The following is a 23,276-nucleotide window of genomic DNA, read 5'->3' as shown; positions in this document are numbered from 1 at the left end:
ATTAATGATAAACATTCTCAATCATGAAGGATGGACGGTGATTACATGACAATGATTTTCTTACTCGGTACGGTGTGTGTATACAGCCTATTAATTGGCTTCGTATTAAAAGGTGTCTCCAAAAAATCTGCTTCCTGATCTCAGTCAATTGCGACTGATCGGGCAGCAGATTTTTTTTATTTCCTCAGATCAGAAGAAAAATCTCTTTATTTTGTGTAAAATGGTATCACATACATAACTGACTTTTCTAAAAACAAAGGGGTTTATCGTCATGAAAGACTTGTCTATTCGAGATTCGCTCGTTCAAACTACAGGAGCTTTATATCAAAGCTTTCTCAAAAGGGATGATCATGAGCGCGCAGCCAAACTTGCATCGATTATCAAAAAGGAAGCAGAAGAAGAAGTGTATATCGCATTTACCGGCCACTATTCTGCTGGAAAGTCATCACTTGTGAATCATCTGCTTCATGATCACATTTTGCCAACGAGCCCAATCCCAACAAGTGCAAACTTGGTCGTCGTGAGGAAAGGGGAAAGTGAAGTGCAGCTTCACACCTCTGATGACCGTTTTGCAAAAATGAGCGGTTCTTATGATAAAGAAGCAGTACAGCGTTTTTGTAAGGATGGAGAACAGATTGAGATGGTGGAAATTAGCGGTGACTATAGAGGACTGGAAGAAAAGGTGGCACTGATTGATACGCCAGGAATTGATTCAACGGATCATGCACACTTTTTGTCTGCTGCCTCTATTCTTCATCAAGCAGATGCTCTTTTTTATGTTGTTCACTACAACCATGTTCATTCTGAAGAAAACATTCGTTTCATTCGCTCCATTAAAGAGAAAGTGCCAAATCTTTATTTCATCGTGAATCAAGTGGACCGGCATGATGAGCATGAGACAGCATTTGAAGACTACAAAAATCAAGTGGTAGACATGCTCCTTAAAGAGGGCATTGAAGAAGATCATCTATACTTTACATCTGTAACCGATGAGACGCACCCAAGAAATGACATGATTCGTTTAATCGAAAAACTACAAGAATTACAGACGTTGCCGAAAGCATCACTTCGGGCTTATACGGAGCAGAAAATTGAGCATGTCTTAAAAGAACACATTGACTCGTTAAAAGAAGAGCTGCAAGGTGAAGAGCTTGATTCACAGCTCCAAGAAAAAAGAAAAGAAGTAAAGGAGTTTGAAGCGAAAAACTACTTCATTGAAAATGGAGCCAAACAGTTAGAAGATGAAGTATCTTCTGAAGTCGAGAGCATTTTAAAGAATGCCAACCTCACTCCATTTAAAATGAGGGAACTCGCAAGCGACTATATTGAATCAAAAGCACCTGGCTTTAAAGTGGGACTGCTTTTTGCTAAAAATAAAACTGAGCAAGAAAAAGAAAAACGGGCAACCGACTTCTTAACAGATGTCAAAGCGAGGATGAAAGCTGAAGTGGACTGGCATATTGCTGAGCTGCTTAAAAAAGAAGTCAAGAAGCATCAGCTTGGTGAAGAGTTATTAAATCAAGTGATGGCATTTGAAACACCTGTGCAAGAAGCACTCCTTGAAAGTGTGATTCATCATGGTGCGACGTTCTCCAATGAATACGTACTACAATATGCAAAAGATGCTGGCGAAGCCTTGAGAAGACAGGCAAAACAGAAAGCGATGACACTGATTGAACAAATGTCTGAGTCGCTGAAAGCCCAGCTTATGAAAGATAAAGCAAAACATCAAGAAAAATGGGACCAGTCTGCAAAAGAACTCCAAACGCTTGAGCAGTGCATCGGAAAAAATGAACAAATGAAGCGTGATATTCAACATGTATGGGATATATGGCAAAACGGAACGGATGAACAGATCGAAGAAGATTGGTTTTATGCGAAAAAGAGGCGGATGCAGCATGACCAGCTAAAGCAGGATCACGCGCCCATTCATCCCGAAGAGAGCGAGCAAGAAAAACCGCAGAAGCAGACAGAGCAACATCAAATGCGTCAGTCACAGCATGTCACGACGGCACAGTCAATTGACCAGTTTGAACAGCTTTCTCAGATTTTATTGCCATTAGACGCTCTCAAATCTCAAAGAAAGTCCTTTGAAAAACGAACAAAGCGGCTGCAAGCGAAAGAATTCACACTCGCTTTATTTGGGGCTTTTAGTTCGGGGAAATCTTCCTTTGCAAATGCCCTTGTTGGGAGAAAGGTACTGCCATCCTCTCCCACGCCAACAACGGCAACGATTAATAAGCTGACGCGGCCGACGGAAGATCACCCGCATGAAAGTGTAAAAGTGGTGTTCAAAACAGAACAGGATATATTAGAGGAGCTCAATCAGATCCTCGGATTTTCGATCTCAGAAGAAAAGGGAGAGACGTTTACATCCAAGCTCGAACGAACGCTGAAAAAAAGACAGCTTGAACAAGATCACCGCATCATTGTTGAACATTTTTTACAAGCGCATACACGTTTCCTTCATCACATTACGAAGCAAACGCCGCTTCATGTCACTCTTCAAGAACTGAGGCCATATGTGGCGGAAGAAGCTGTTTCTTGTGTGGTGAAGGAAGTGACGGTGTATTTGAGTACACCTTTAACAGATAAAGGGCTGACTATTGTTGATACGCCAGGCGCCAGCAGTATGAATAAGCGCCATACAGAGATTGCCTATCAATATATGAAGGACGCAGATGCTCTTCTTTATTTAACTTACTACCAGCACTCTTTCTCGAAGGCAGATCGGTCATTTTTACGTAAGCTTGGGCTTGTAAAAGATTCATTTAGCATGGATAAAATGTTCTTTATTATCAATGCAGCTGACCTCGCAAAGGATCAAGCAGAGCTTGACACCGTCTTTGACTATGTGAATAATGAGCTCACAAAAGAAGGCATCCGAAACCCAAACCTTCATCATGTGTCCAGTAAGGAAGAAATCGAAGGAAAGGGAGAGACAGCTTATAATCAATATGCAAAGCTTAGAAAACAGCTCGACTATTTTATTGAGGAAGAATTAACGAAAGATGCGATCGAGCTTTTGTATTTTGAAGCCGGCAGGTTATGTAGCACAGTCGACAAGCTGCATGCGACACTGCATCAGTCAGAAGATGAGAAGCAAGCGGAAAAGAAAAAGATAGACACATCCTATGAAGCGATTCTTGATCAAATGAGTCATATCAAACAATCTAAGCTAGTGACAGAAAGTGTGAAAAAGGACTTACATGAACAGCTCTATCATATTGTCCAGCGCCTATCACTATTTGCGAATGATCTGTTAAAGACAGCCTTTTACCCTGGAATATCTCAAGGAGACTTCAGGCAGCAGTTGAAAAAAGCGCTTGAACAGGCACTGAAGGATTATGAATTTGAATTTGTACAGGAGTTAAAGGCGCTTGATATCCGAATGGAATCGTTTATTCATCAATACTTCCAAGAGGAATGGGAAAAAGGATTGCAGGCGGCATGTGCAGAAGACCCTTACTTTTCTCTCTCACTGTCGCCGCCAGAAGAGAAAAATGCTGAGCTGAAACAAATTGAAGTCGAATCTGAACTGACACCATTCGAACCGCTCTTAAAGAAGCAAAAATCAGCGAAAGTTTTCTTTGAACAGAATGGAAAGGCTGCGTTCATTGAAGCGATTCGAGATATTCTTCATCAGTTAACCACGAAATGGGCAGATAAAGAAAAAGAAGAATTACTGAGCAGGTACGACACAATGGTGAAGACCTTTACTGAAAGATATGAAACAGAAGCGCTCGAGCAGCTAAGTGAACAAAAACAAACATTTATCACGAGCCTAACGACAGATGCCAAAGAACAGGCGGTAATTGAACAAGTATATGAACAAACAAACGAATGGAAGAACCAGTTGAAAACCATTTGATTCATGGTAGACTAAATAAAAAAGAAAGCAGTTGATAGAAAATGACGAGCGTACACGAAGAGATTTCCGCTCACTCACAAAAGCAGCATGCTCATATTCAGTCCTTTCTTGAGCTTGAACAGAAAAGAGAACAAGCAATAGAGACTGCTGTATTCAAATGTGAGCAAAACGAGCCATTTACAACAGACGACATCAATGCCATTACGTCGAAGATGAATGAGCTTGCACGAGGCGGTATTGTTCCGCTGCGTAAGCATGTGACGAATGATATGGTCAGGGAGTATGTCAAGCGGAAACAGAAGTAAAGAGTAACTTTCTCTTTTTTGGTCATCTTAATGAATGTACCGAGAAAGGGGAATGATCATGAAAAAAAAGCAACAGACAAAGCAGCAGGATGAGCGTGACCCTAAACAAAAAGACATGCCGTCCTATGCAGAAGCAGAGTCGAAAAAAATGCAATACGGTCAAAAGTAAACAGGGTGCCTCTTCTTTTCTAAAAGAAGAAGGCGCCTTTTTTATGTCGAGTTTTGTGTTCTGTGATAGAATAGGAGTATTGTTTTGAAAAAGGGAGTTTATAAGAATGAATAAACACGTACTGCTTGTAGATGGAATGGCGCTTTTGTTCAGATCGTTTTATGCAACGGCTGTACATCGCAATTTTATGATAAATGATCACGGTGTGCCGACAAATGGAGTCAATGGCTATTTAAAGCACTTATTAACGGCTGTACAGACATTTGAGCCAACTCATATTGTTTGCTGCTGGGATATGGGAAGCCAAACATACCGAAACGAATTGTTTCAAGATTATAAAGCAAATCGAGGAGAGGCGCCTGTCGAGCTCATTCCGCAATTCGATTTAGCAAAAGAAGCTACAGAAGAACTGGGAATTGTAAACATTGGTTTAAAGGGCTTTGAAGCAGATGATTGTATCGGTACTCTTGCTGCGCTCTACCAAAAAGAAGCACGGGTGACTGTCCTAACTGGAGACAAAGATTTGCTGCAAATTTTGAATGAACAAGTCACTGTTGCCTTGATGCAAAAAGGAATTGGCAATTATAAACATTATACAAAAGCCTTATTCGAAGAGGAAATGGGAATCTCTCCAAAGGCGCTGATCGATATGAAAGCACTCATGGGTGATGCAAGTGATAATTATCCAGGTGTCAAAGGAATCGGAGAAAAAACCGCATTAAAATTTATCCAAACATATGAAACGATTGACGGTTTGCTAGAAAATGTCCATGAACTAACGGCTGCACAGCAAAAGAAAATGCAAGCAGGATTAGAAGATCTGAAGCTTTCTCGTCTATTGGCAGAGATCAAATGTGATGTCCCGCTCAGCTGTCCAATTGATGAGACGAAAATGAACATCAATCAAGAACGTGCTGCTGCTATGCTGAGGTACCATCAAATCAAAGGAATCGAACCGATGATGAATCGTTTAAGTAAAATAGAGATCAGCTAAAGCCGATCTCTCAGGTTCATCTTTTTGTATTGCTTTTCTTCGCTCTATTTTCCAGCTGAGATAGTGGCTGTTTATCTTTTGTTTGCGCATCACCTTGTGGGGTTGTCCCATTTGTGACACGACCTTTATTTTCTTTATCCAATCAGTATCACCTCACACACATTAGCATAACCGAAAAAAAGCGATTCATCCTTTAGAAAGGTGAATCGCTTTTCTAGCGAGCTGATCCGCTATTTGATTTTCCTTACTCGGAATCCATTTAATGAAAAATAAATCAAACTGGCTTTGAAGTTCGATCATCTCTTTGATAAAATGCTGAAAGGCTGGATTTTTAGCAAATCCTGCATTGGCTGCGCGGTCAACTACTTGTGAATCTGTTCGAAATGAAACGGTACGCAATCCTTTTTCCGCGCATATTTTCATCCCCTCGATCAGAGCGGAAAATTCTGCTTCGTGATTGCTCATTGATCTAAGAGGAATGGAGAAGGATTCAGCCTTTCCATCATATTTAATGAAAATGCCGATGCCAGAGGGACCTGGATTACCTGCACTTGCACCATCAATGTATATTTCAGCTGGCACATTATTTCACCCTTTCATCAAGCGGAACCATTTTTTTCGCTGCATACGCGTAAGGTGTCGCAATCGCAGCTACGATAAATTTAATGACATATGTCGTGATGAAGATTTCAATCCATACATGAAATGGGTACGTGCCAAGAAAGGCAATGGTCGTGAAAATCAGTGTATCAAGAAGCTGGCTAATCATCGTACTTCCCGCGTTGCGCACCCAGAGCGCACCATCGGAAGGAAATATCCGGCGAATAAACGAATATACATAAACATCTAGCATTTGACTGATCATATAAGCAGCGAGACTGCCAAGTGCAACCCTTGGCATAAAGCCAAATATCGTTTCCAGCGATGATTGTGAGATATCAGATGGAGCGGGATGGAAAAGCAAAGCCTCCTGCATGACAACAGTTAGTGTTAAAAGGGTGGCAAAGCCAATCCAGACAGCTTTTCTCGCTTCATTTTGTCCATATTTTTCATTTAATACGTCCGTTGCAAAGAACACACTGCCGTACAAAATATTTCCAAGTGTTGCCGTTAAGCCAAATAATTCAACGGTTTTGACAACTTGTAAATTTGCGGCAGCCGTCGCAAAGCCAATCCAGACAAAAAGGCCCATCTTGCCAAATCCTTTATAAAATAGAAGAACAATGATAAAATTAATGATCGCAAATAAGATCCAAATACCTTCATTAAACAAGTGACATGAACTTCCTTTCTCATTGTAAAATGTAACTTTTTGATTATAGCATAACGTATGTTTACCTTAAAAGCACGGGAAGGCGATGTGATCAATGAAATTAAGAGCACACTACACAATGAAAGTGAAATCAATTGGGTCCATTGCTTTTTTCCAAGAAGATTGGATGGAGCTAAATGAGGCCTTGATTTTAGCAAAACATATCGACAAAAAAGAACCACAGTCACTCCTGTCATTTGAAGATGAAAAAGGGGCCATGTGGTCCATAAAAGAGCTTGAAAAGCTAAATGAAGAACTAAAGCTTGAACCTGATCAGCTTCAAGTCTATTTTGATGCAAGTTTTCATAAAGAAACAGGCGACTCTGGTCTTGGAGTTGTCGTCTACTATAAGCTGGGAAAAGACGCTTATCGATTGAGAAAAAATCAGCCTTTCCAAGGGAGCACCAATAATGAAGCAGAGTATGCGGCTTTATTTGAGGCAGTAAAAGCTTTAAAAGACCTAGGGGCAAGCAGAAATTCTGTCACGATTAGAGGAGATTCACTTGTTGTCATGAATCAGTTAAAAGGAGAATGGCCTTGTTATGATGATGTACATAACAAATGGCTTGACCGAATTGAAGCGGCTTTAAAAGAGCTGAAGCTGACGCCAACCTATGAAGTCATCGATCGGAAACAAAATGCAGAAGCGGATCAGCTTGCAAGACAGATTCTTGCAGACGTCCCAATCGAAAGTACATTGAAATTAGAAGCAGACGGAGCTGAATAATGTGGATAAAAAAACAGCAGTACAAGAATTGACCGATCTTCAAGACACGTATTGTTCAGATTGTTTGATTAAGAAGCATTTTCGGAAAGAATTTGGCAAAAAATATGCCCATTCCTTTTGTATACAGCAATGCACCGTTGGAGAGAAAATAAAAGAATATGGACAGACGCTGCTCAAAAAGTAAGCGGACGCACCGGTTTTCCCTGCTCAAACATCCGTTCATGAAAAAAAACGGATAGAATGTGTAAAAAAAGAACATATTCTGAAAAATGAGCCGATATAACTATAGAAAGTTTTGGTTGAGTTACTTTTTGACTAAGTGACGGATATTAGAGGAAAAGGGGAAGGCCGGTATGAATAATAAGGAGTTCGAAACGGTATTACATCGAACATTTCAAGAGGTGTACAGCGATCTAGAGCAACTAGTAGATGTAGCAAAGAAGGGAAGACCTTTTCTCGAAAAAGATATCTCTGAAATTGAACAACGACTGAAGCAAAATATTTTAGCGATTGAAATTCAGCTGAAAATCAAATAAGAGAGGCATAGGCCTCTCTTTATTTTGTCTTTACATCATTGATTTAGTTGATTAGATTTTTGTTACGTTTGCAGCTTGAGGTCCACGATTACCTTCAACGATTTCAAAAGAAACTTCTTGTCCTTCTTCTAAAGACTTGTAGCCGTCACCTTCGATAGCTGTGAAGTGAACGAATACATCGTCTCCGCCTTCAACTTCAATGAAGCCGAAACCTTTTTCATTATTGAACCATTTTACTTTACCGTTTTGCATATTGCTTTTTCCTCCTAGTACTGTAGCATACCTTTTGGCATACTAAAAAAAATTTTCATCACCTAACGACTTTGCAGTTGTTAAATGATGGTTCCACTATACACCATCAAAAGTAAAGCGTCAAGCGTGAGAGCCAAATTTTGAGCAGAATGTTTGATTTTTTTTGGCGAATAATAATAAAAGATAAACCGTCCCCATTTTCTGAAACTTTATGCACACCTTGTCCGTATATAAAAAAAATACAGGAAGAGGTGCTATCATGAATCGTTATACACTTGAAGAATTTGTTCAGAATACGCAGCAGGAAGATAAAGGAGAAGGGGTCTTCGAACTTGAAACATCAAGACTTTTAGAAATTAATTTGACTGATACCATTTGGGCAAAAACAGGTTCCATGGTTTCGTACCGAGGCAAAATCAAGTTTGAACGCGAGGGCGTTTTTGAACATGGCGTCTCAAAGATGTTCAAAAAAATGCTGTCAGGAGAAGGCACTTCACTCATGAAGGCAACAGGTGATGGGAAATTATATGTGGCAGATCAAGGCAAAAAAATCTCAATTCTTCGTTTGGCTCAAGGGGATTCCATTTTTGTGAATGGGAATGATCTGCTCGCATTTGAACCGTCAGTGCGCTGGGATATCAAATTGATGAAAAAAGTGTCGGGCATGCTTGCAGGCGGTTTATTTAATGTCAAATTAGAAGGACCAGGCCTTGTTGCGATTACGAGTCATTATGAGCCGCTCACATTGATTGTTCAGTCGGGTGACTCTGTCTATACAGATCCGAACGCGACAGTTGCATGGTCAGGGGATTTAAAAACTGAATTTGTGACAGATGTTTCATTCAAAACCTTTATTGGCAGAGGAAGCGGAGAGTCTATTCAAATGAAATTTAGCGGAAGCGGTTTTGTTGTCGTGCAGCCGTTTGAAGAAGTGTACACAACAAATGGAAATCAAGGATAAAGAAAAAGGTGTCCGTCATTGACGGACACCTTTTTATGATAATGCACGAGCATACGTTTTGTTATTCGTGATGAGATCTGATTGCTCAACGATATCTTCCAAAATGGTTTGAGAAGAATGCTTTAAGTGCAGTTTTTTAATGTTTTGTTTCATGGCTTCTAACTTTTCTTCATCTTGCAGCAAGTTGGTCACAGATTCTAAAATGTCTTCATGTCTGTTGATGACGATGGCCGCACCATAATCTTCAAAGAAAAGAGCATTTTCCTTTTCTTGTCCAGGGACAGGCTTGTAAAGAATGACCGGGACACCGATTGCTGTTGCTTCTGTTAAAGTAATGCCGCCTGGTTTTGTAATCATACAATCTGTTACTCTGAACAATTCATCAATTTGTTCCACATATCCAAGCGCCTTCAATTGATCTGGGTGTGCTTGTTCAAGATCGTTCAGTGATTGTTTCAGCGCTGCGTTCTTTCCGCATACAACAACAATTTGTACTTCACTGTCTAGAAGCAGCGCTTCACATAATTCCTTGACATTTTTCAGTACACCATGAGCACCGGCCATAATCAGAAGAACTTTTTTGTTTGATGATAATCCATATTTTTTATAAATCTTCGATTTTGGCACGTCTGCTTCAAATTGTGGTCTAATAGGAATGCCTGTCACTTTGACATCGCTCGGATGTGTGCCGATTTCCACTAATTTTTGTTTCACATAATCGGTTGCAACATAGTATCGGTCGATGTTTTCATGTACCCAAATCTTATGAAGACAGAAATCTGTCATGACATTAAATGTCGGGATGACTTTGCCCGTTTTGTTCCGGTATTCTGGAACAACAATCATCGGGAATGTAATAATAATGATATCCGGATTGTGTAATTGAATTAATTCATCAAGACGCTTATTTCCCATTTTTAAATAAATGTTAAATTTGCGTTTATTGTAAATTTTATCTACACCATAATAAAACAAGCGATAAAATTGTTTCCCAATGGAAAAGCTCTTCAAGTATAAATATTGAGTCACTTCCGACACAATGGGATTTGATTCTTGATACAAATTAGAAACTACAACATGTTCAAATCCTTGGGATTTGCATTCATCATACAGTGTTTTAGCCACCTGCATATGTCCATTTCCATAATTTGCGGTCAAGATTAATATTTTTTTATTGGTATTCAAGAATATTCACCTCAAATGTAATCAACAACAACAAAACTTCGTACGAAAACTATTAATCTCATAGGTCTACATATACATAAAGATAACATATAAACAGCCAGAGCATATCATTCGTTACGAAAGAATTAAACTAATTTTAAAAAACACGAGAAAATTGATAATGGAAGACAGAGCCATTTGTATTTTAACACATTTTGACCATTTATCATCAGACCACAGTCTATTTTATTCCCAAACGTATGGTGTTTCTTGATAAACATAATAATTGAGCCAATTCATAAACAATAAAGTGGCATGGGCTTTCCAGCGATTCACTGGGACTAATGTGTCACCATCTTCTATAAAATAGTGGACAGGTTTTTGGACTGTATCATGCTTCAACAAATCTCTTTCATATTCCTGCTTCAATGTGTCCGTATCATATTCAGGATGTCCAGTTAAAAATACTTGTTTATCATCATCTGAAACAATTAAACAAACACCCGCTTCTTCAGAGATACTCAATACTTTCAAATTCGGTGTGTTTTTTAATTGTTCTGTATTAATATCTGTATGCCTCGAATGTGGGACATAGTATACTTCATCGAAACCTCTGACTAATCTTTCTTTTTTCTCTTTCACAAGATGCTCAAATACGCCAAATTTTTTCTCGGGAAGCTTGATTTTTTCAATCCCATAATGGTGATATAGGCCTGCCTGTGCACCCCAGCAAATATGAAGGGTAGACGTCACATTGGTTTTACTCCAGTCCAAGATGTCCTGAAGCTCTTTCCAATAGGATACTTCTTCAAAAGCTAAATGCTCAATTGGTGCGCCGGTGATGATCATTCCATCAAATTTTTTATGGCGAATCGATTCAAAGGTCGTATAAAATTCATCTAGATGCTCTCTCGACGTATTCTTCGGTGTATGCGTACTTGGAATCAAAAACGTAAAGTACACTTGCAAAGGAGAATTTCCGAGCATTCTTAGCAGCTGCGTTTCAGTTTGTATTTTTTTTGGCATTAAATTTAAGATCACGATATTCAAAGGACGGATATCTTGCTTGAATGCCCTTGTCTCATCCATGACGAAAATGTTTTCGCTCTCTAGTATTTGTTTTGCCGGCAGATGAACTGGTATGTTAATAGGCAACTCGCCACCCCCTGAACCAAAGCTAATTTCATTTCATTATAGGAACTTTCTGGCGATATTTCAATGTTTCAATTATGTTACAATAAAAAACAGAGCAAAAACAAAGCTGTTTCTGGAAAAAAAGGAGGCCGTTTATTTATGATCACAAAGCATTTATCAGATATTGACATCGCCCAAAAGGCAAAGCTGAGACCTATTCAAGACATCGCAGCAAAGCTACAAATACATGACGAAGAATTAGAATGCTATGGTTTCACAAAAGCGAAAATATCTTTGACTATTTTTGACCGTTTAAAAGAACAAAAAGAAGGACATGTGATTCTTGTCACATCGATCAATCCAACGCCAGCAGGTGAGGGGAAGTCCACCGTAACAGTCGGCCTCGGTCAAGCCTTCGAAAAAATTGGGAAAAAAGCAATCATTGCGATGCGCGAGCCTTCATTAGGTCCTACAATGGGCATAAAAGGCGGTGCAGCGGGTGGAGGATATTCACAAGTGCTGCCAATGGAAGAAATCAATCTTCATTTTACAGGAGATTTTCATGCCATTACTTCTGCACATAATGCCTTATCTGCGTTCATTGATAACCATATCCATCACGGAAATGAACTCGGCATCGACTCGCGCCGCATTGTATGGAAGCGAGTGCTTGATTTAAACGATCGTGCATTAAGACAGGTCGTTGTCGGACTTGGCGGTCAGTTAAATGGGTATCCTAGAGAAGACGGATTTGACATCACAGTTGCCTCCGAAATGATGGCCATCCTTTGTTTAGCAGAAGACTTAACCGATTTAAAAAAACGTCTTTCTTCTATTGTTGTTGCCTATAATCAAGATGGCGAGCCAGTCACAGTTGGAGCACTTGGATATGAAGGTGTTCTTACGTTACTTTTAAAAGACGCGCTCAAACCGAATCTTGTTCAAACGATTGAAGGAACTCCGGCCCTAGTACATGGCGGTCCTTTTGCCAATATTGCGCATGGATGTAATAGTTTAATTGCAACCAAAATGGCGGCGAAATTAGCTGATTATGTGGTAACAGAAGCTGGATTTGGAGCAGATCTTGGAGCAGAAAAGTTCCTGCACATTAAAACAAGAGCTGGTGATTTCAAGCCTGGTGCAGTTGTCATTGTGGCGACTGTCAGAGCATTAAAGATGCATGGCGGAATGAAGAAAACTGAACTCAAAGAAGAGAATGCACATGCCGTATTAGAAGGTATACATAATTTAGAAAAGCATATTGAAACTGTGCAAGCCTTCGGTCTTCCATACATCATCGCAGTAAACAGGTTTATCACTGATACAAAAGAAGAGATTCAATCGATAGAAGATTGGTGCCACGCACATGGCCATCCAGTCAAAGCTGTGAATGTATGGGAAGAAGGAGGCGAAGGCGGGACAGCACTTGCCGAGGAACTCGCGACACTTATTGAAAAGAAGAAGAACCACTTTTCCTATTTGTATGAAGAAAATGATTCCATCGAAGAAAAGTTATCTAAAGTTGCCCAAGTGGTTTATGGAGCAGACGGGGTCACACTCACTTCAAAAGCAAGAAAGCAACTGGCAGCCATCGAGAAAAACGACTGGGGTCATTTACCGGTTTGTATGGCAAAAACGCAATATTCACTTTCGGATGATCCAGCTTTAATTGGGAGACCTAAGGGCTTTACCATTACGATTCGTGAGTTAAAACCATCTGTAGGAGCAGGCTTTATTGTTGCTTTAACCGGAAGCATTCTGACAATGCCTGGATTACCTAAAAAACCTGCGGCGCTCGAGATGGATTTATTAGAAGACGGCAGTGTGACAGGGCTCTTTTAACAGGAGGCATAAAAAGCGATTTTATAAAAGAAGCATGTTACGATAGGAAAAAGTGAATCCTAGGAGGCTATGAGATGTCAATTTATGATATTCAGGTCAAGACCATTAACGGTCAGGAACAATCAATGGCAGATTACAAAGGAAAAGTACTCATTATTGTCAACACAGCAAGTAAATGTGGACTGACTCCTCAATTCAAACAATTGCAAGAGCTATATGATCAATATCATGAAAAGGGCCTTGAAATTTTAGGATTTCCGTGCAACCAATTTATGAACCAGGAGCCAGAAGGGGAAGAAGCGATTCAGGAATTCTGTTCTTTGAATTATGGCGTAACCTTCCCTATGTTTGCGAAAGTAGATGTCAATGGTGACAATGCGCATCCGCTTTTCAAACATTTAACAAGTCATGCAAAAGGTGTACTTGGAACGAAAACAGTGAAATGGAATTTCACAAAATTTATCGTGGATCAAAACGGAGAAGTCACTGAGCGGTTCTCTCCGAAAACATCACCAAAAGAATTAGAAAGCTCCATCATCGCTCTTTTGGACAAATAAGGTGCTCACAGTCATGCAGAAAAAACAATTGGAGGCAGCTGCCTCCTTTGTTTCAGATCAGCTGAAATATGAACCGACTGGACACGATGCGGCTCATATTGATCGTGTGCGCCAGCTTGCCCGCCAGATTGCTAATCAGGAAGGCGGCTCTCTTTTTATGATTGAAATGGCGGCGATTGTTCATGATGTCATTGATGAAAAGCTGTCGAGTGAATGGAAGCTTTCACCGCAACAACTTGAGCATCAGCTCCTTTCTTGGGAAGTTAATACGCGGGATATTCGTTATATCATGGATATCATTACCACGATGTCTTTTCGTCATCGACATAAGCAGAATAGGCCTATGACGTTAGAAGGGGCCATTGTTCAAGACGCAGATAGACTCGATGCGATAGGAGCAAGCGGTATTGCAAGAGTGTTTACTTATGCAGGCGCAAAAGGGGAGCCCCACTATACAAAGAACATGCAGCAGGGCTCCGTGCTAAAGCATATGGAAGAAAAATTGCTCAAATTAAAAGACTTGATGAACACCTCTGCAGGAAAGCAGCTTGCTGAGGAGCGGCATGAATTGATGAGCTTATTTATCAAGACGTGGAAAGAAGAATGCGGCCTTACAGATGAGTAGGGTCTTTATGTGTGTAAGGAGGATGTATAGATGAAAATAACAGCGATAGAACCGACGCCAAGTCCAAATACCATGAAGGTCATTTTGACAGAAGCACTTGCCGGCGGTAAAAGCAACAACTACAAAAAGGATCAAAAAGACGAAGCGCCAGAGATGATCAAGCGCATTTTGAACATTGAAGGTGTAAAAGGTGTTTATCATGTCGCAGATTTCTTAGCGGTCGAGCGTAATGCAAAGTTTGACTGGCAGGGCATTTTACAACAGGTGAGAGAAGCTTTTGGTCAAGAAACAGAAGGCCTTCAGGAAGGACCGCAGTCAGGCGGTGACACATTTGGCGAAGTCAAAGTGTTTGTCCAAATGTTTAATGGGATTCCGATGCAAGTCAAATTAACGGACGGTGAAAGAGAAGAGCGGTTCGGAATGCCTGAACGCTTCCAAGCAGCCATTTTAAAGCTCAGAAGCAGTTCAGACAATGTCGTATTTGAACGTGTGTGGAAAGAACATGGCGTTCGTTTTGGTGACTTTGCTGATATCGGCCAGGAAGTCACAGAAGAGCTGCAAGCAGCCTATGATGACGAGCGTTTAGCCCGCTTAACAGAGGCGGTCAAAGAAGGGCAAGAAGCCGTAGATAGACAGGTGAACCGAAAGGCATATGATGTAACAGAAGACATGCTGCGCGAGGAAGATTGGAAAAAGCGTTTTGCCCATTTAGAGCAAATGCAGCCAGAGCAAAAGGATATACCTGTTTTAATGAAAGCGATGGAGGACCCAAAAACATCCATTCGCAGACAAGCCGTTGTGAATGCTGGAATGATTGAAGATCCTGCTATACTGCCTATATTATATAAGGGACTTAAAGACAAAACTGTGACGGTCCGCAGAACCGCTGGAGACTGTATTTCAGACCTTGGTGACCCTAGCGCTATGGAAGCAATGATCGAAGCATTAAAGGATCCGAGTAAACTTGTCCGCTGGCGTGCAGCTATGTTCCTCTATGAAGAAGGTGACGAAACAGCACTTGACGCATTAAAAGAAGCTGAGCAAGACCCTGAATTTGAAGTCAGCCTTCAAGTGAAAATGGCGATTGAGCGCATTGAGCACGGAGAAGAAGCGAAAGGCTCTGTATGGAAGCAAATGACAGAAAGTAGAAAAAATGCATCAGAATGATGAGAAATATGAGCAAGCTGCCAATGAAAGGCAGCTTGTTTTTCTTAAAGTGATAGACAGAAAAATTTTTTTAGAAAAATTATTTTGAATATTGTTGAAATATGCGAAAAAACTCTATATAGTAGTACCAATATAGAATATTGGAGGTCAGATTTTATGACACGAACCTTGCTGAGCGCTAGTTTCAGCAGACATATGGGTCATCAGTCATTCATCGGTGGCTAAATAAACAGAAAATTTGTAAAATAAAATCAACTCAAAATCATGCAGTCAACAAGACTTGTAGTATAGGAGGCTTTTTAAACAGATGGCAGAACTACGCAGTAATATGATTAAACAAGGAATTGACAGAGCACCTCACCGAAGCTTACTAAGAGCGGCGGGGGTAAAGGATGAGGACTTCGGCAAGCCATTTATTGCCGTATGTAATTCCTATATTGATATTGTCCCAGGACATGTCCATCTTCAGGAATTCGGGAAAATTGTGAAAGAAGCCATTCGTGAAGCTGGCGGGGTCCCATTTGAATTCAATACGATTGGGGTCGATGATGGAATTGCGATGGGTCATATCGGGATGAGATATTCATTACCAAGCCGCGAAATCATTGCTGACTCTGTAGAAACCGTTGTATCTGCTCACTGGTTTGATGGAATGGTTTGTATTCCTAACTGCGATAAAATTACACCAGGGATGATGATGGCAGCGATGCGTGTCAATATTCCGACTGTCTTTGTCAGCGGTGGACCGATGGAAGCGGGTAGAACAAGTGATGGCAGAAAGATTTCTCTTTCTTCTGTATTTGAAGGCGTTGGTGCATACCAGTCAGGTAAAATTAACGAAGAGGAATTAAATGAATTAGAACAGTTTGGCTGTCCAACCTGCGGTTCTTGTTCAGGTATGTTTACAGCAAACTCAATGAACTGTTTAGCAGAGGCGCTTGGAATTGCTCTTCCTGGAAATGGAACGATTTTGGCTACATCACCAGAGCGAAGAGAATTTGCGAAAAAGTCAGCAAAACAACTGATGGAGCTCATTAAAAAGGATATTAAACCACGTGATATTGTTACTGAAAAAGCAATTGATAACGCATTTGCATTAGATATGGCACTTGGTGGTTCAACCAATACCGTTCTTCACACACTGGCGATCGCAAATGAAGCAGGTGTTGAATATTCACTTGAACGTATCAATGAAGTAGCTGAGCGTGTGCCTCATTTATCAAAACTTGCTCCAGCTTCGGATGTTTATATTGAGGATTTACATGAAGCAGGCGGCGTCACAGCTGCGCTAAATGAATTGTCCAAAAAAGAAGGCGCACTTCATTTAGATACAATGACCGTCACAGCGAAAACGCTTGGTGAGAACATTGCAGGACATGAGGTAAAAGACTATAACGTCATTTATCCAATCGATAAGCCATTTACTGAAAAGGGCGGCTTAGCCGTTTTATTTGGAAACCTTGCGCCAGATGGAGCCATCATTAAAACGGGCGGGGTACAAGATGGGATCACACGTCACGAAGGACCTGCGATCGTATTTGAATCCCAAGAAGAAGCTCTTGAAGGCATCATTAATAGAAAAGTAGAAGCAGGACATGTTGTCATTATTCGCTATGAAGGACCTAAAGGCGGACCTGGTATGCCAGAAATGCTTGCACCAACTTCACAAATTGTCGGCATGGGACTTGGGCCAAAGGTTGCTTTAATTACTGACGGACGTTTTTCCGGCGCTTCTCGTGGTTTGTCCATTGGACACGTCTCTCCAGAGGCAGCTGAAGGCGGCCCGCTCGCCTTTGTTGAAAATGGTGACCATGTCGTGGTTGATATTGAACAACGCATTTTAAGCGTCGATGTTCCAGAGGAAGAATGGGAAAAAAGAAAAGCAAACTGGAAAGGCTTTGAGCCAAAAGTGAAAACTGGCTATCTTGCTAGATATTCAAAACTTGTGACATCAGCCAATACAGGCGGAATCATGAAAATTTAATCTGATATGGAAGATTTGAAAATTGGCTCTCTCTATAGTATCCTTTATTCACAACATAAGGATTTTTAGAGGGGGCTTTTTTATGTCAATGGCATATGAAGAATATATGCGCCAGCTCGTTGTGCCAATGCGCCAAGAGCTGACAAGTGCAGGATTTCAAGAACTTAAGACGGAAGAAGAAGTAGAACAAACCATGCAAGAAGCTGAAGGAACAACATTTGTTGTCATTAATTCTGTATGCGGATGTGCTGCCGGATTAGCACGCCCAGCAGCGACTCAAGCTGTGATGAAGGCAGAAAAAGCTCCAGACAGAATCGTCACAGTATTTGCTGGGCAGGATCGGGAAGCAACGGCAAAAATGAGAGAATACTTCACGGGTGAAGAGCCATCATCTCCTTCTATGGCCCTTTTAAAAGGAAATGAACTCGTTCATTTTATCCCGCGTGACGAAATTGAAGGTCATGAAATGGAAGATATCATGAAAAATGTCTTAACTGCATTCGAAAAACATTGCTAATACAAGTGTTGAAATGCCCTGTGATCAGATCAGGGCATTTTTTCTTGATCATGATGGAGGAACAATATGCTCATTACAACAAGCTTTAGAGCAAATGAACAAACGATTGAAACAGCGAAGGCTCTTGCAGAGGATTTACATGGTGAGTATGTAGAAAGACGCAAACAATCCGTCAAGCAGCTTGCGATGAAACGAGGAGATGTACTTGTTGTCGGGAAAGAAAGATTCGAATGGTATCAGCCCAATGGTGAAAAGTTCTTTTTTCATCCAAGCTCAGCGATGTTCAGGGTGAAGCGGCTCTTGCGCGGAGAAAAGGATCCTTTAATCGAAGCAGCCCAGCTAAAGCCGGGAGATTCCCTTTTAGATTGCACACTTGGCTTAGGGTCTGATGCTATTACTGCAAGCTGTGCGATAGGCAGGAATGGAAGGGTCGTCGGTATAGAAAAGAATCCCATTACGGCGTTACTAGTGCGAGAAGGACTGAACACATGGGAAACAGGGATAGAAGAAGCAGATGAAGCGATGAAACGGATATCTGTGATCAGTGGAGACAGTATCGAGCAGCTAAAGCAGTGTCCTGACCGTTCATTTGATATTGTCTATTTTGATCCGATGTTTGAGGAAACGATTCAAGAATCTACAAGTATAGCGCCGCTGCGTCATGCGGCAGAGCACCACTTTGATCACGAAATAGCCGTGCAAGAGGCGTTAAGAGTGGCAAGAAAAAGAGTGGTTTTAAAAGATCATTGGAAAAGTACACGATTTACAGCGGAATCCTTTCAATTTCACGTCATAAAACGAAAAACAGCCCAATTTCATTATGGTTATATTGAGAAAGAAAAAAGCCCTCACTAAGGGCTTTTACAGCGTGTAGACAAACCCTTGCATTCGTTGTCAGTCCTGCGCTCCGGTACTCACGAATGTCAAATTCGCTCCATTCCAGTGCTCGTCCTTCCTAGACTTCAAAGGTTTTCTATCACGCTGAATAGAAGACAAAGGGCTAAAATCAAGATTATTTTAGCCCTTTGTCAACAATCTGAAAAAGCCCTTTTAAGGGCTTTTAATCCGTAATCTCCATATAGATAAAATAAAACAGTGTCAGCAAAGAAGCTGTGATGAAAAACCCTTCAAGCATACCCATTCCTCCCAAATTTTAGTCGTCATTACTGTCATTGTAAACGTTTTATTATGAAAAAGAAAGTCTCAAATCAGTGACCAAATTGAATGACTGAAAATTCATTATATGCTAGAATAGCAGTATGATAACTTATGGAAGGAATTAGATATCATGAAGATGTGGATGAGAAAAACGCTTGTTGCGCTCTTTACAATTGCAACTTTTGGTTTGATCTCTCCTCCGTCGGCTTTGATGACAGACAAGCCATCTGAACTTTCTTCATCTGATAAAACGCCTTATACAGCGGTTTATGATACATCAGATGAATTGCGCAGCTGGGAACTATCGCAAGAGGGCAACAAAGAGCAGGTAGACCCCTTTGAGCAATATAAGGAGGAGGTTCTATCAAGTGCAGAAAATCAATCCTTTCTCAAATTCGGCCGTAAAATCACACCTGTCATTGAAGACAAGTACAGAGAAGAGATTCAACCGAAAATTGAACAAGTGTTAACTGATGTTTTAACAAATTTCAAAGATGACGAAAAATTTCAAGATGTTGTGTTAACTGATCAGCCTTCAAGCGGAAATGGCGAAAAAATCTTCCACATCTACAACCGGAAGACTGGAGAAGATTTGCTCCGTTTTCATGTGAGAAGAGATCAGCCGCCACACAGCGGATATTGGTTTAACTTTCACTACCATACAGCAGAAGATGGATTCCAGACGCATCATGAACTCGGTAATATTTACTGGGACAAAAACACCCCGCCGAGCTGGATGAGCCACTAGAAGGAGATGTCATGCCAATTGAAAAAGTATACAATGAACGAAATGGTGCAGATTACAAAACAAATGTTAAACGAACGTGGAGTGAAAATTGAAGATATTGCACATATTGTGCTAAAGCTTCAAGAAAAATATCATCCAAACCTTCCACTTAGTGTCTGTATTGAAAATGTTGAAAAAGTGTTGAATAAAAGGGAAATTGTCCATGCGGTTTTAACAGGACTTGCCCTTGATCAGCTGGCTGAAAAAAAGCTATTGCCAGAACCATTGCAGCACTTAGTTGAAACAGACGAGCCGCTATATGGTATTGATGAAATTATTCCGCTTTCCATTGTCAATGTATATGGATCAATCGGTTTGACCAACTTCGGTTATTTAGATAAAGAGAAATTTGGTATTATTCGAGAATTAGATGAAGGTCGTCCAGGTGAAGTGCATACCTTCCTTGATGACCTTGTCGCCGCGCTTGCCGCAGCAGCAGCTAGCCGTATTGCTCACTCACACCAAGATATTAAGGACGAAGAGCAGGATCGAGTGAATCAAGTATAAAAAGAAAAACATGTCTGCTCATCATGCAGGCATGTTTTTTTGGTTTAAACAAAAGCAGAAATAAGGTAAACTACAACAAGAACATAAATAAAGGATGAAAAAAATGAAACAATACAAAGAGTTATGCCGTCATGTATTACAGCACGGGGATGAAAAAGGTGACAGAACGGGAACAGGTACAATCAGCACGTTCGGTTACCAGATGAGATTTGATTTGCAGGAAGGATTTCCGCTTTTAACAACAAAGAAATTGCACCTGAAATCAATTATTCATGAGTTACTGTGGTTTTTAAAAGGTGATACAAATGTCAAATATCTTCAGGAAAATGGCGTCCGGATTTGGAACGAATGGGCAGATGATAATGGCGAACTGGGCCGTGTGTACGGAGCGCAGTGGCGATCTTGGGCTAGTGGGGACGGTGAGACTGTGGATCAGATCACAAAGCTGATCCACGATATCGAGCATAATCCGAATTCAAGAAGACTGATCGTCAGCGCTTGGAACCCGGGTGAAATTGATCAAATGGCGCTGCCTCCATGTCATTGTCTGTTTCAATTTTACGTATCAAACGGGAAGCTTTCCTGCCAGCTTTATCAAAGATCGGCAGATATCTTTTTAGGCGTGCCATTTAATATTGCTTCATATGCCCTTCTCACGATGATGATTGCCAAAGTTACAAATCTTGAGCCAGGAGAGTTTATTCATACGCTAGGAGATGCTCATATTTATCAGAATCATCTTCCGCAGGTGAAAATGCAGCTAGAGCGCGAGGAACGCACGCTTCCGCAGCTTCGCATCACAAGAGATGTGAAAAGCATTTTTGATTTCACGTTCGATGATTTTGTACTTGAGAACTATGATCCACATCCGCATATCAAAGGAGAAGTCAGTGTATGATTTCAATGATTGTGGCGACAGGAAAAGACAGAGTCATTGGTCAAGATAATCAAATGCCTTGGCATTTACCAGCTGATTTAGCGTATTTTAAGAAGGTCACAGGCGGCCATACGATTGTCATGGGCAGAAAAACGTTTGAATCAATCGGACGAGCGCTTCCTAACCGCCGTAATATCGTTTTGACGACAAGTTCTTCTTTTGAAACAGAAGGATGCGAGGTTGTCCATTCCATTGCTGATATTTTGGCAATCGGGGAGAACGAGACAGAGTTATTTATCATCGGCGGGTCTAAGCTGTATGAAGAAATGATGCCATATGCGAATCGTCTATATATCACGCATATTCACCATGCGTTTGAAGGAGACCGCTACTTTCCTGATTACAATGAAAACGAATGGACGGTTGTATCACGCGAAAAAGGCCATCGTGACGAAAAGAACCCCTACAATTATGAATTTGTCGTTTATGACAAAAAAGGATAAATGAGTAGGAGGAGTACGGTTGTTTCGTTATTGGTTTTTAACGATTTATGTTGCCCTATCCATTTTTAAAAGTATGAGGCATTTGCATGCTCATGAATTAACTGATCCGCGCATTTCCTATACGAAACGAATGCATCTCATTCATGAGCATGCAAAAAGGTTTGCCCGGGGCTGTATTGATCAGTCAGGATCAGTCATGACCATTCACCAGCAAAAGAAGCTGCCAGATGGACCCGTTATTTATATCACACAGGCACTGAATCCAGTCACGACGACATTATTGATTGGTCACCTTGAGAAGCCATTTGCTTTCATGGCAAAGCCGAATCTTTTTCGATATCCCATTTTAAAACAATGGCTGAAGAAGATGGCGGTTATTCATCAGAATCAATCTGATGATGCCTTATTAGAAGAAGCAAAGGAAAGAATCTTATCTGGGCAGAGCGTATTGCTTTCAGAAGCACAGCGTCACATGGCAGAGGCACTTGCTGAAGATTGTGATTGTCCGCTTGTACCGATTGAAACAAGTGGAACGGATCGTCTATTAACTGGGAAAGTCGTGAAAAGGCTGCGCCCTGTTAATGTTGATATTCATATTAAAGCACCTGTCATGATGAGTGATTACGCCCAAAAGCGCGCATAGAAAAACCAGCATCCGAAAGTGGATGCTGGTTTTTTTCATGCAGCAGGAATGTTCACACAATAGAAGAGAATGCAGAAGAACATCGATGCACTGCCGCCGAGTACAAAGCTGTGCCAAATGGCATGATGATAGGGGATTTTCCGCCAAATATAAAAGATGGTTCCGACTGAATACAATAGACCGCCTAACAGTAAGAGGCCAAATCCTGCGCCCGTTAACCCAATGTAAAGTGGTTTGATGGCAATGATAATCATCCAGCCCATTAATAAATAAACGAGCGTGGACACAATGATAAACCGTTTAACGAAAAAGATTTTAAAGACAATCCCGCCAGCAGCAAGAGCCCATACAATCGCAAGAAGAGTATAGCCTAGTGCGCCTTTTAATGGTCCTAGTAAAAAGGGCGTATATGTACCAGCAATCAATACATAAATAGCCGAGTGGTCGAGGATTTCAAATACATCTTTTGTTTTTTTGTGCCGTATGCTATGAAGCAAGGTTGAGCTTAAATAGAGCAGCAGCATGGATGCGCCAAATATCGAAAAGCTGATGATGTCTGTGACAGTGCCGTATTGAACAGCGAATAAAACGAGAAAAACAATGGCTGGTATGGATAAAATAACGCCAATGCCATGTGTAATGGCGTTTGCAATTTCTTCTTTTACAGTAAACAATGGATAGCCT

The 23,276-nt window shown here is 40.8% G+C and carries 27 protein-coding genes; 20 read left to right on the top strand and 7 right to left on the bottom strand.

Going from position 1 to position 23,276, the window contains the following annotated elements; translation table 11 throughout:
• Window positions 1–30: 30 nt before the first annotated feature.
• From fbpC to ACP7A0_RS03675, 4 genes are all read left to right on the top strand, one after another.
• Window positions 31–138, top strand: a complete 108-nt coding sequence (gene fbpC / locus ACP7A0_RS03690; RefSeq protein ID WP_340876177.1) for a Fur-regulated basic protein FbpC — start codon at window positions 31–33, stop codon at window positions 136–138.
• Window positions 139–271: 133 nt separating this feature from the next.
• Window positions 272–3,871: a dynamin family protein gene (locus ACP7A0_RS03685; RefSeq protein WP_426004298.1), complete on the top strand. Its 3,600-nt coding sequence runs from the start codon at window positions 272–274 to the stop codon at window positions 3,869–3,871.
• A gap of 41 nt (window positions 3,872–3,912) precedes the next feature.
• Entirely contained in the window at window positions 3,913–4,176 is a 264-nt protein-coding gene (locus ACP7A0_RS03680; protein WP_034661003.1) for a YpbS family protein, read from the top strand.
• Window positions 4,177–4,451: 275 nt separating this feature from the next.
• On the top strand, window positions 4,452–5,339 hold the full coding sequence (locus ACP7A0_RS03675) for a 5'-3' exonuclease (protein WP_060596707.1): 888 nt from the start codon (window positions 4,452–4,454) through the stop codon (window positions 5,337–5,339).
• A 16-nt stretch (window positions 5,340–5,355) separates the two neighbouring features.
• On the opposite strand, the gene ACP7A0_RS03670 is transcribed toward ACP7A0_RS03675, so the two are convergent.
• Genes ACP7A0_RS03670 through ACP7A0_RS03660 form a run of 3 tightly spaced genes read right to left on the bottom strand, consistent with a single transcriptional unit; the run spans window position 5,356 to window position 6,612 of the window.
• A complete protein-coding gene (locus ACP7A0_RS03670) occupies window positions 5,356–5,481 on the bottom strand; it encodes a hypothetical protein (protein WP_003215584.1) in 126 nt (41 codons plus the stop codon).
• Window positions 5,482–5,525: 44 nt separating this feature from the next.
• Entirely contained in the window at window positions 5,526–5,921 is a 396-nt protein-coding gene (locus tag ACP7A0_RS03665; protein WP_034660999.1) for a reverse transcriptase-like protein, read from the bottom strand.
• A 1-nt stretch (window position 5,922) separates the two neighbouring features.
• Window positions 5,923–6,612, bottom strand: a complete 690-nt coding sequence (locus ACP7A0_RS03660; RefSeq protein WP_060596706.1) for a queuosine precursor transporter — start codon at window positions 6,610–6,612, stop codon at window positions 5,923–5,925.
• 94 nt (window positions 6,613–6,706) lie between these two features.
• On the opposite strand from ACP7A0_RS03660, the gene ACP7A0_RS03655 reads away from it, so the two are divergent.
• From ACP7A0_RS03655 to ACP7A0_RS03645, 3 genes are all read left to right on the top strand, one after another.
• Complete coding sequence (locus tag ACP7A0_RS03655) at window positions 6,707–7,378, top strand: ribonuclease H family protein (protein WP_106048303.1); 672 nt, start codon at window positions 6,707–6,709, stop codon at window positions 7,376–7,378.
• A gap of 1 nt (window position 7,379) precedes the next feature.
• Window positions 7,380–7,562, top strand: a complete 183-nt coding sequence (locus ACP7A0_RS03650; protein ID WP_003215998.1) for a zinc-finger domain-containing protein — start codon at window positions 7,380–7,382, stop codon at window positions 7,560–7,562.
• 169 nt (window positions 7,563–7,731) lie between these two features.
• A complete protein-coding gene (locus ACP7A0_RS03645) occupies window positions 7,732–7,914 on the top strand; it encodes a hypothetical protein (protein WP_003215507.1) in 183 nt (60 codons plus the stop codon).
• Window positions 7,915–7,965: 51 nt separating this feature from the next.
• Here the strand turns inward: ACP7A0_RS03645 and cspD are convergent, their stop codons facing one another.
• Window positions 7,966–8,166: a cold-shock protein CspD gene (gene cspD, locus ACP7A0_RS03640; RefSeq protein WP_003215784.1), complete on the bottom strand. Its 201-nt coding sequence runs from the start codon at window positions 8,164–8,166 to the stop codon at window positions 7,966–7,968.
• A gap of 259 nt (window positions 8,167–8,425) precedes the next feature.
• Between cspD and ACP7A0_RS03635 the strand changes: the two genes are divergently transcribed.
• A complete protein-coding gene (locus tag ACP7A0_RS03635; protein WP_375565766.1) occupies window positions 8,426–9,127 on the top strand; it encodes an AIM24 family protein in 702 nt (233 codons plus the stop codon).
• A gap of 33 nt (window positions 9,128–9,160) precedes the next feature.
• On the opposite strand, the gene ACP7A0_RS03630 is transcribed toward ACP7A0_RS03635, so the two are convergent.
• Together ACP7A0_RS03630 and metA are read right to left on the bottom strand one after the other, a co-directional pair.
• Window positions 9,161–10,312, bottom strand: a complete 1,152-nt coding sequence (locus tag ACP7A0_RS03630; RefSeq protein WP_375565764.1) for a diglucosyl diacylglycerol synthase — start codon at window positions 10,310–10,312, stop codon at window positions 9,161–9,163.
• A gap of 225 nt (window positions 10,313–10,537) precedes the next feature.
• Window positions 10,538–11,446, bottom strand: a complete 909-nt coding sequence (gene metA / locus ACP7A0_RS03625; RefSeq protein WP_034660994.1) for a homoserine O-acetyltransferase MetA — start codon at window positions 11,444–11,446, stop codon at window positions 10,538–10,540.
• Window positions 11,447–11,584: 138 nt separating this feature from the next.
• Here metA and ACP7A0_RS03620 point away from each other — a divergent pair, with 138 nt between their 5' ends.
• From ACP7A0_RS03620 to ACP7A0_RS03565, 12 genes are all read left to right on the top strand, one after another.
• Window positions 11,585–13,267 carry a formate--tetrahydrofolate ligase gene (locus ACP7A0_RS03620; protein ID WP_375565761.1) on the top strand — a complete coding sequence of 561 codons (1,683 nt, stop codon included), beginning with the start codon at window positions 11,585–11,587 and terminating at the stop codon, window positions 13,265–13,267.
• A 74-nt stretch (window positions 13,268–13,341) separates the two neighbouring features.
• Window positions 13,342–13,824, top strand: coding sequence for a glutathione peroxidase (locus ACP7A0_RS03615; RefSeq protein ID WP_034660991.1), 483 nt, complete (start codon window positions 13,342–13,344; stop codon window positions 13,822–13,824).
• A gap of 13 nt (window positions 13,825–13,837) precedes the next feature.
• Entirely contained in the window at window positions 13,838–14,449 is a 612-nt protein-coding gene (locus ACP7A0_RS03610) for an HD domain-containing protein (RefSeq protein ID WP_095285306.1), read from the top strand.
• 30 nt (window positions 14,450–14,479) lie between these two features.
• On the top strand, window positions 14,480–15,616 hold the full coding sequence (locus ACP7A0_RS03605; RefSeq protein WP_034660989.1) for a conserved virulence factor C family protein: 1,137 nt from the start codon (window positions 14,480–14,482) through the stop codon (window positions 15,614–15,616).
• A gap of 307 nt (window positions 15,617–15,923) precedes the next feature.
• Entirely contained in the window at window positions 15,924–17,600 is a 1,677-nt protein-coding gene (gene ilvD / locus ACP7A0_RS03600; RefSeq protein WP_012010311.1) for a dihydroxy-acid dehydratase, read from the top strand.
• Between the two features lie 82 nt (window positions 17,601–17,682).
• Window positions 17,683–18,117, top strand: a complete 435-nt coding sequence (locus tag ACP7A0_RS03595; protein ID WP_034660988.1) for a BrxA/BrxB family bacilliredoxin — start codon at window positions 17,683–17,685, stop codon at window positions 18,115–18,117.
• A 66-nt stretch (window positions 18,118–18,183) separates the two neighbouring features.
• Window positions 18,184–18,972: a class I SAM-dependent methyltransferase gene (locus tag ACP7A0_RS03590; RefSeq protein WP_342689770.1), complete on the top strand. Its 789-nt coding sequence runs from the start codon at window positions 18,184–18,186 to the stop codon at window positions 18,970–18,972.
• 433 nt (window positions 18,973–19,405) lie between these two features.
• Window positions 19,406–20,023, top strand: coding sequence for a YpjP family protein (locus ACP7A0_RS03585; protein WP_426004289.1), 618 nt, complete (start codon window positions 19,406–19,408; stop codon window positions 20,021–20,023).
• Between the two features lie 18 nt (window positions 20,024–20,041).
• Entirely contained in the window at window positions 20,042–20,569 is a 528-nt protein-coding gene (locus ACP7A0_RS03580) for a phosphatidylglycerophosphatase A family protein (RefSeq protein ID WP_034660983.1), read from the top strand.
• Window positions 20,570–20,672: 103 nt separating this feature from the next.
• On the top strand, window positions 20,673–21,467 hold the full coding sequence (locus ACP7A0_RS03575) for a thymidylate synthase (protein ID WP_034660982.1): 795 nt from the start codon (window positions 20,673–20,675) through the stop codon (window positions 21,465–21,467).
• Window positions 21,464–21,949 carry a type 3 dihydrofolate reductase gene (gene folA / locus ACP7A0_RS03570; RefSeq protein WP_342689768.1) on the top strand — a complete coding sequence of 162 codons (486 nt, stop codon included), beginning with the start codon at window positions 21,464–21,466 and terminating at the stop codon, window positions 21,947–21,949. Before ACP7A0_RS03575 ends, folA begins: the two co-directional genes overlap by 4 nt.
• Before the next feature lie 19 nt (window positions 21,950–21,968).
• Complete coding sequence (locus tag ACP7A0_RS03565) at window positions 21,969–22,592, top strand: lysophospholipid acyltransferase family protein (RefSeq protein ID WP_034660980.1); 624 nt, start codon at window positions 21,969–21,971, stop codon at window positions 22,590–22,592.
• A 35-nt stretch (window positions 22,593–22,627) separates the two neighbouring features.
• On the opposite strand, the gene trhA is transcribed toward ACP7A0_RS03565, so the two are convergent.
• The gene (gene trhA / locus ACP7A0_RS03560) at window positions 22,628–23,266 is read right to left on the bottom strand and encodes a PAQR family membrane homeostasis protein TrhA (protein WP_095285302.1); all 639 of its coding nucleotides are present in this window, start codon (window positions 23,264–23,266) and stop codon (window positions 22,628–22,630) included.
• Window positions 23,267–23,276 lie beyond the last annotated feature (10 nt).

Origin of the sequence: Bacillus sp. DWP3-1, assembly GCF_049896565.1 — a bacterium.
GTDB lineage: Bacteria > Bacillota > Bacilli > Bacillales > Bacillaceae > Bacillus.
Note: the sequence above shows the minus strand (reverse complement) of the source record. Positions and strands in the feature narration are given on the sequence as shown.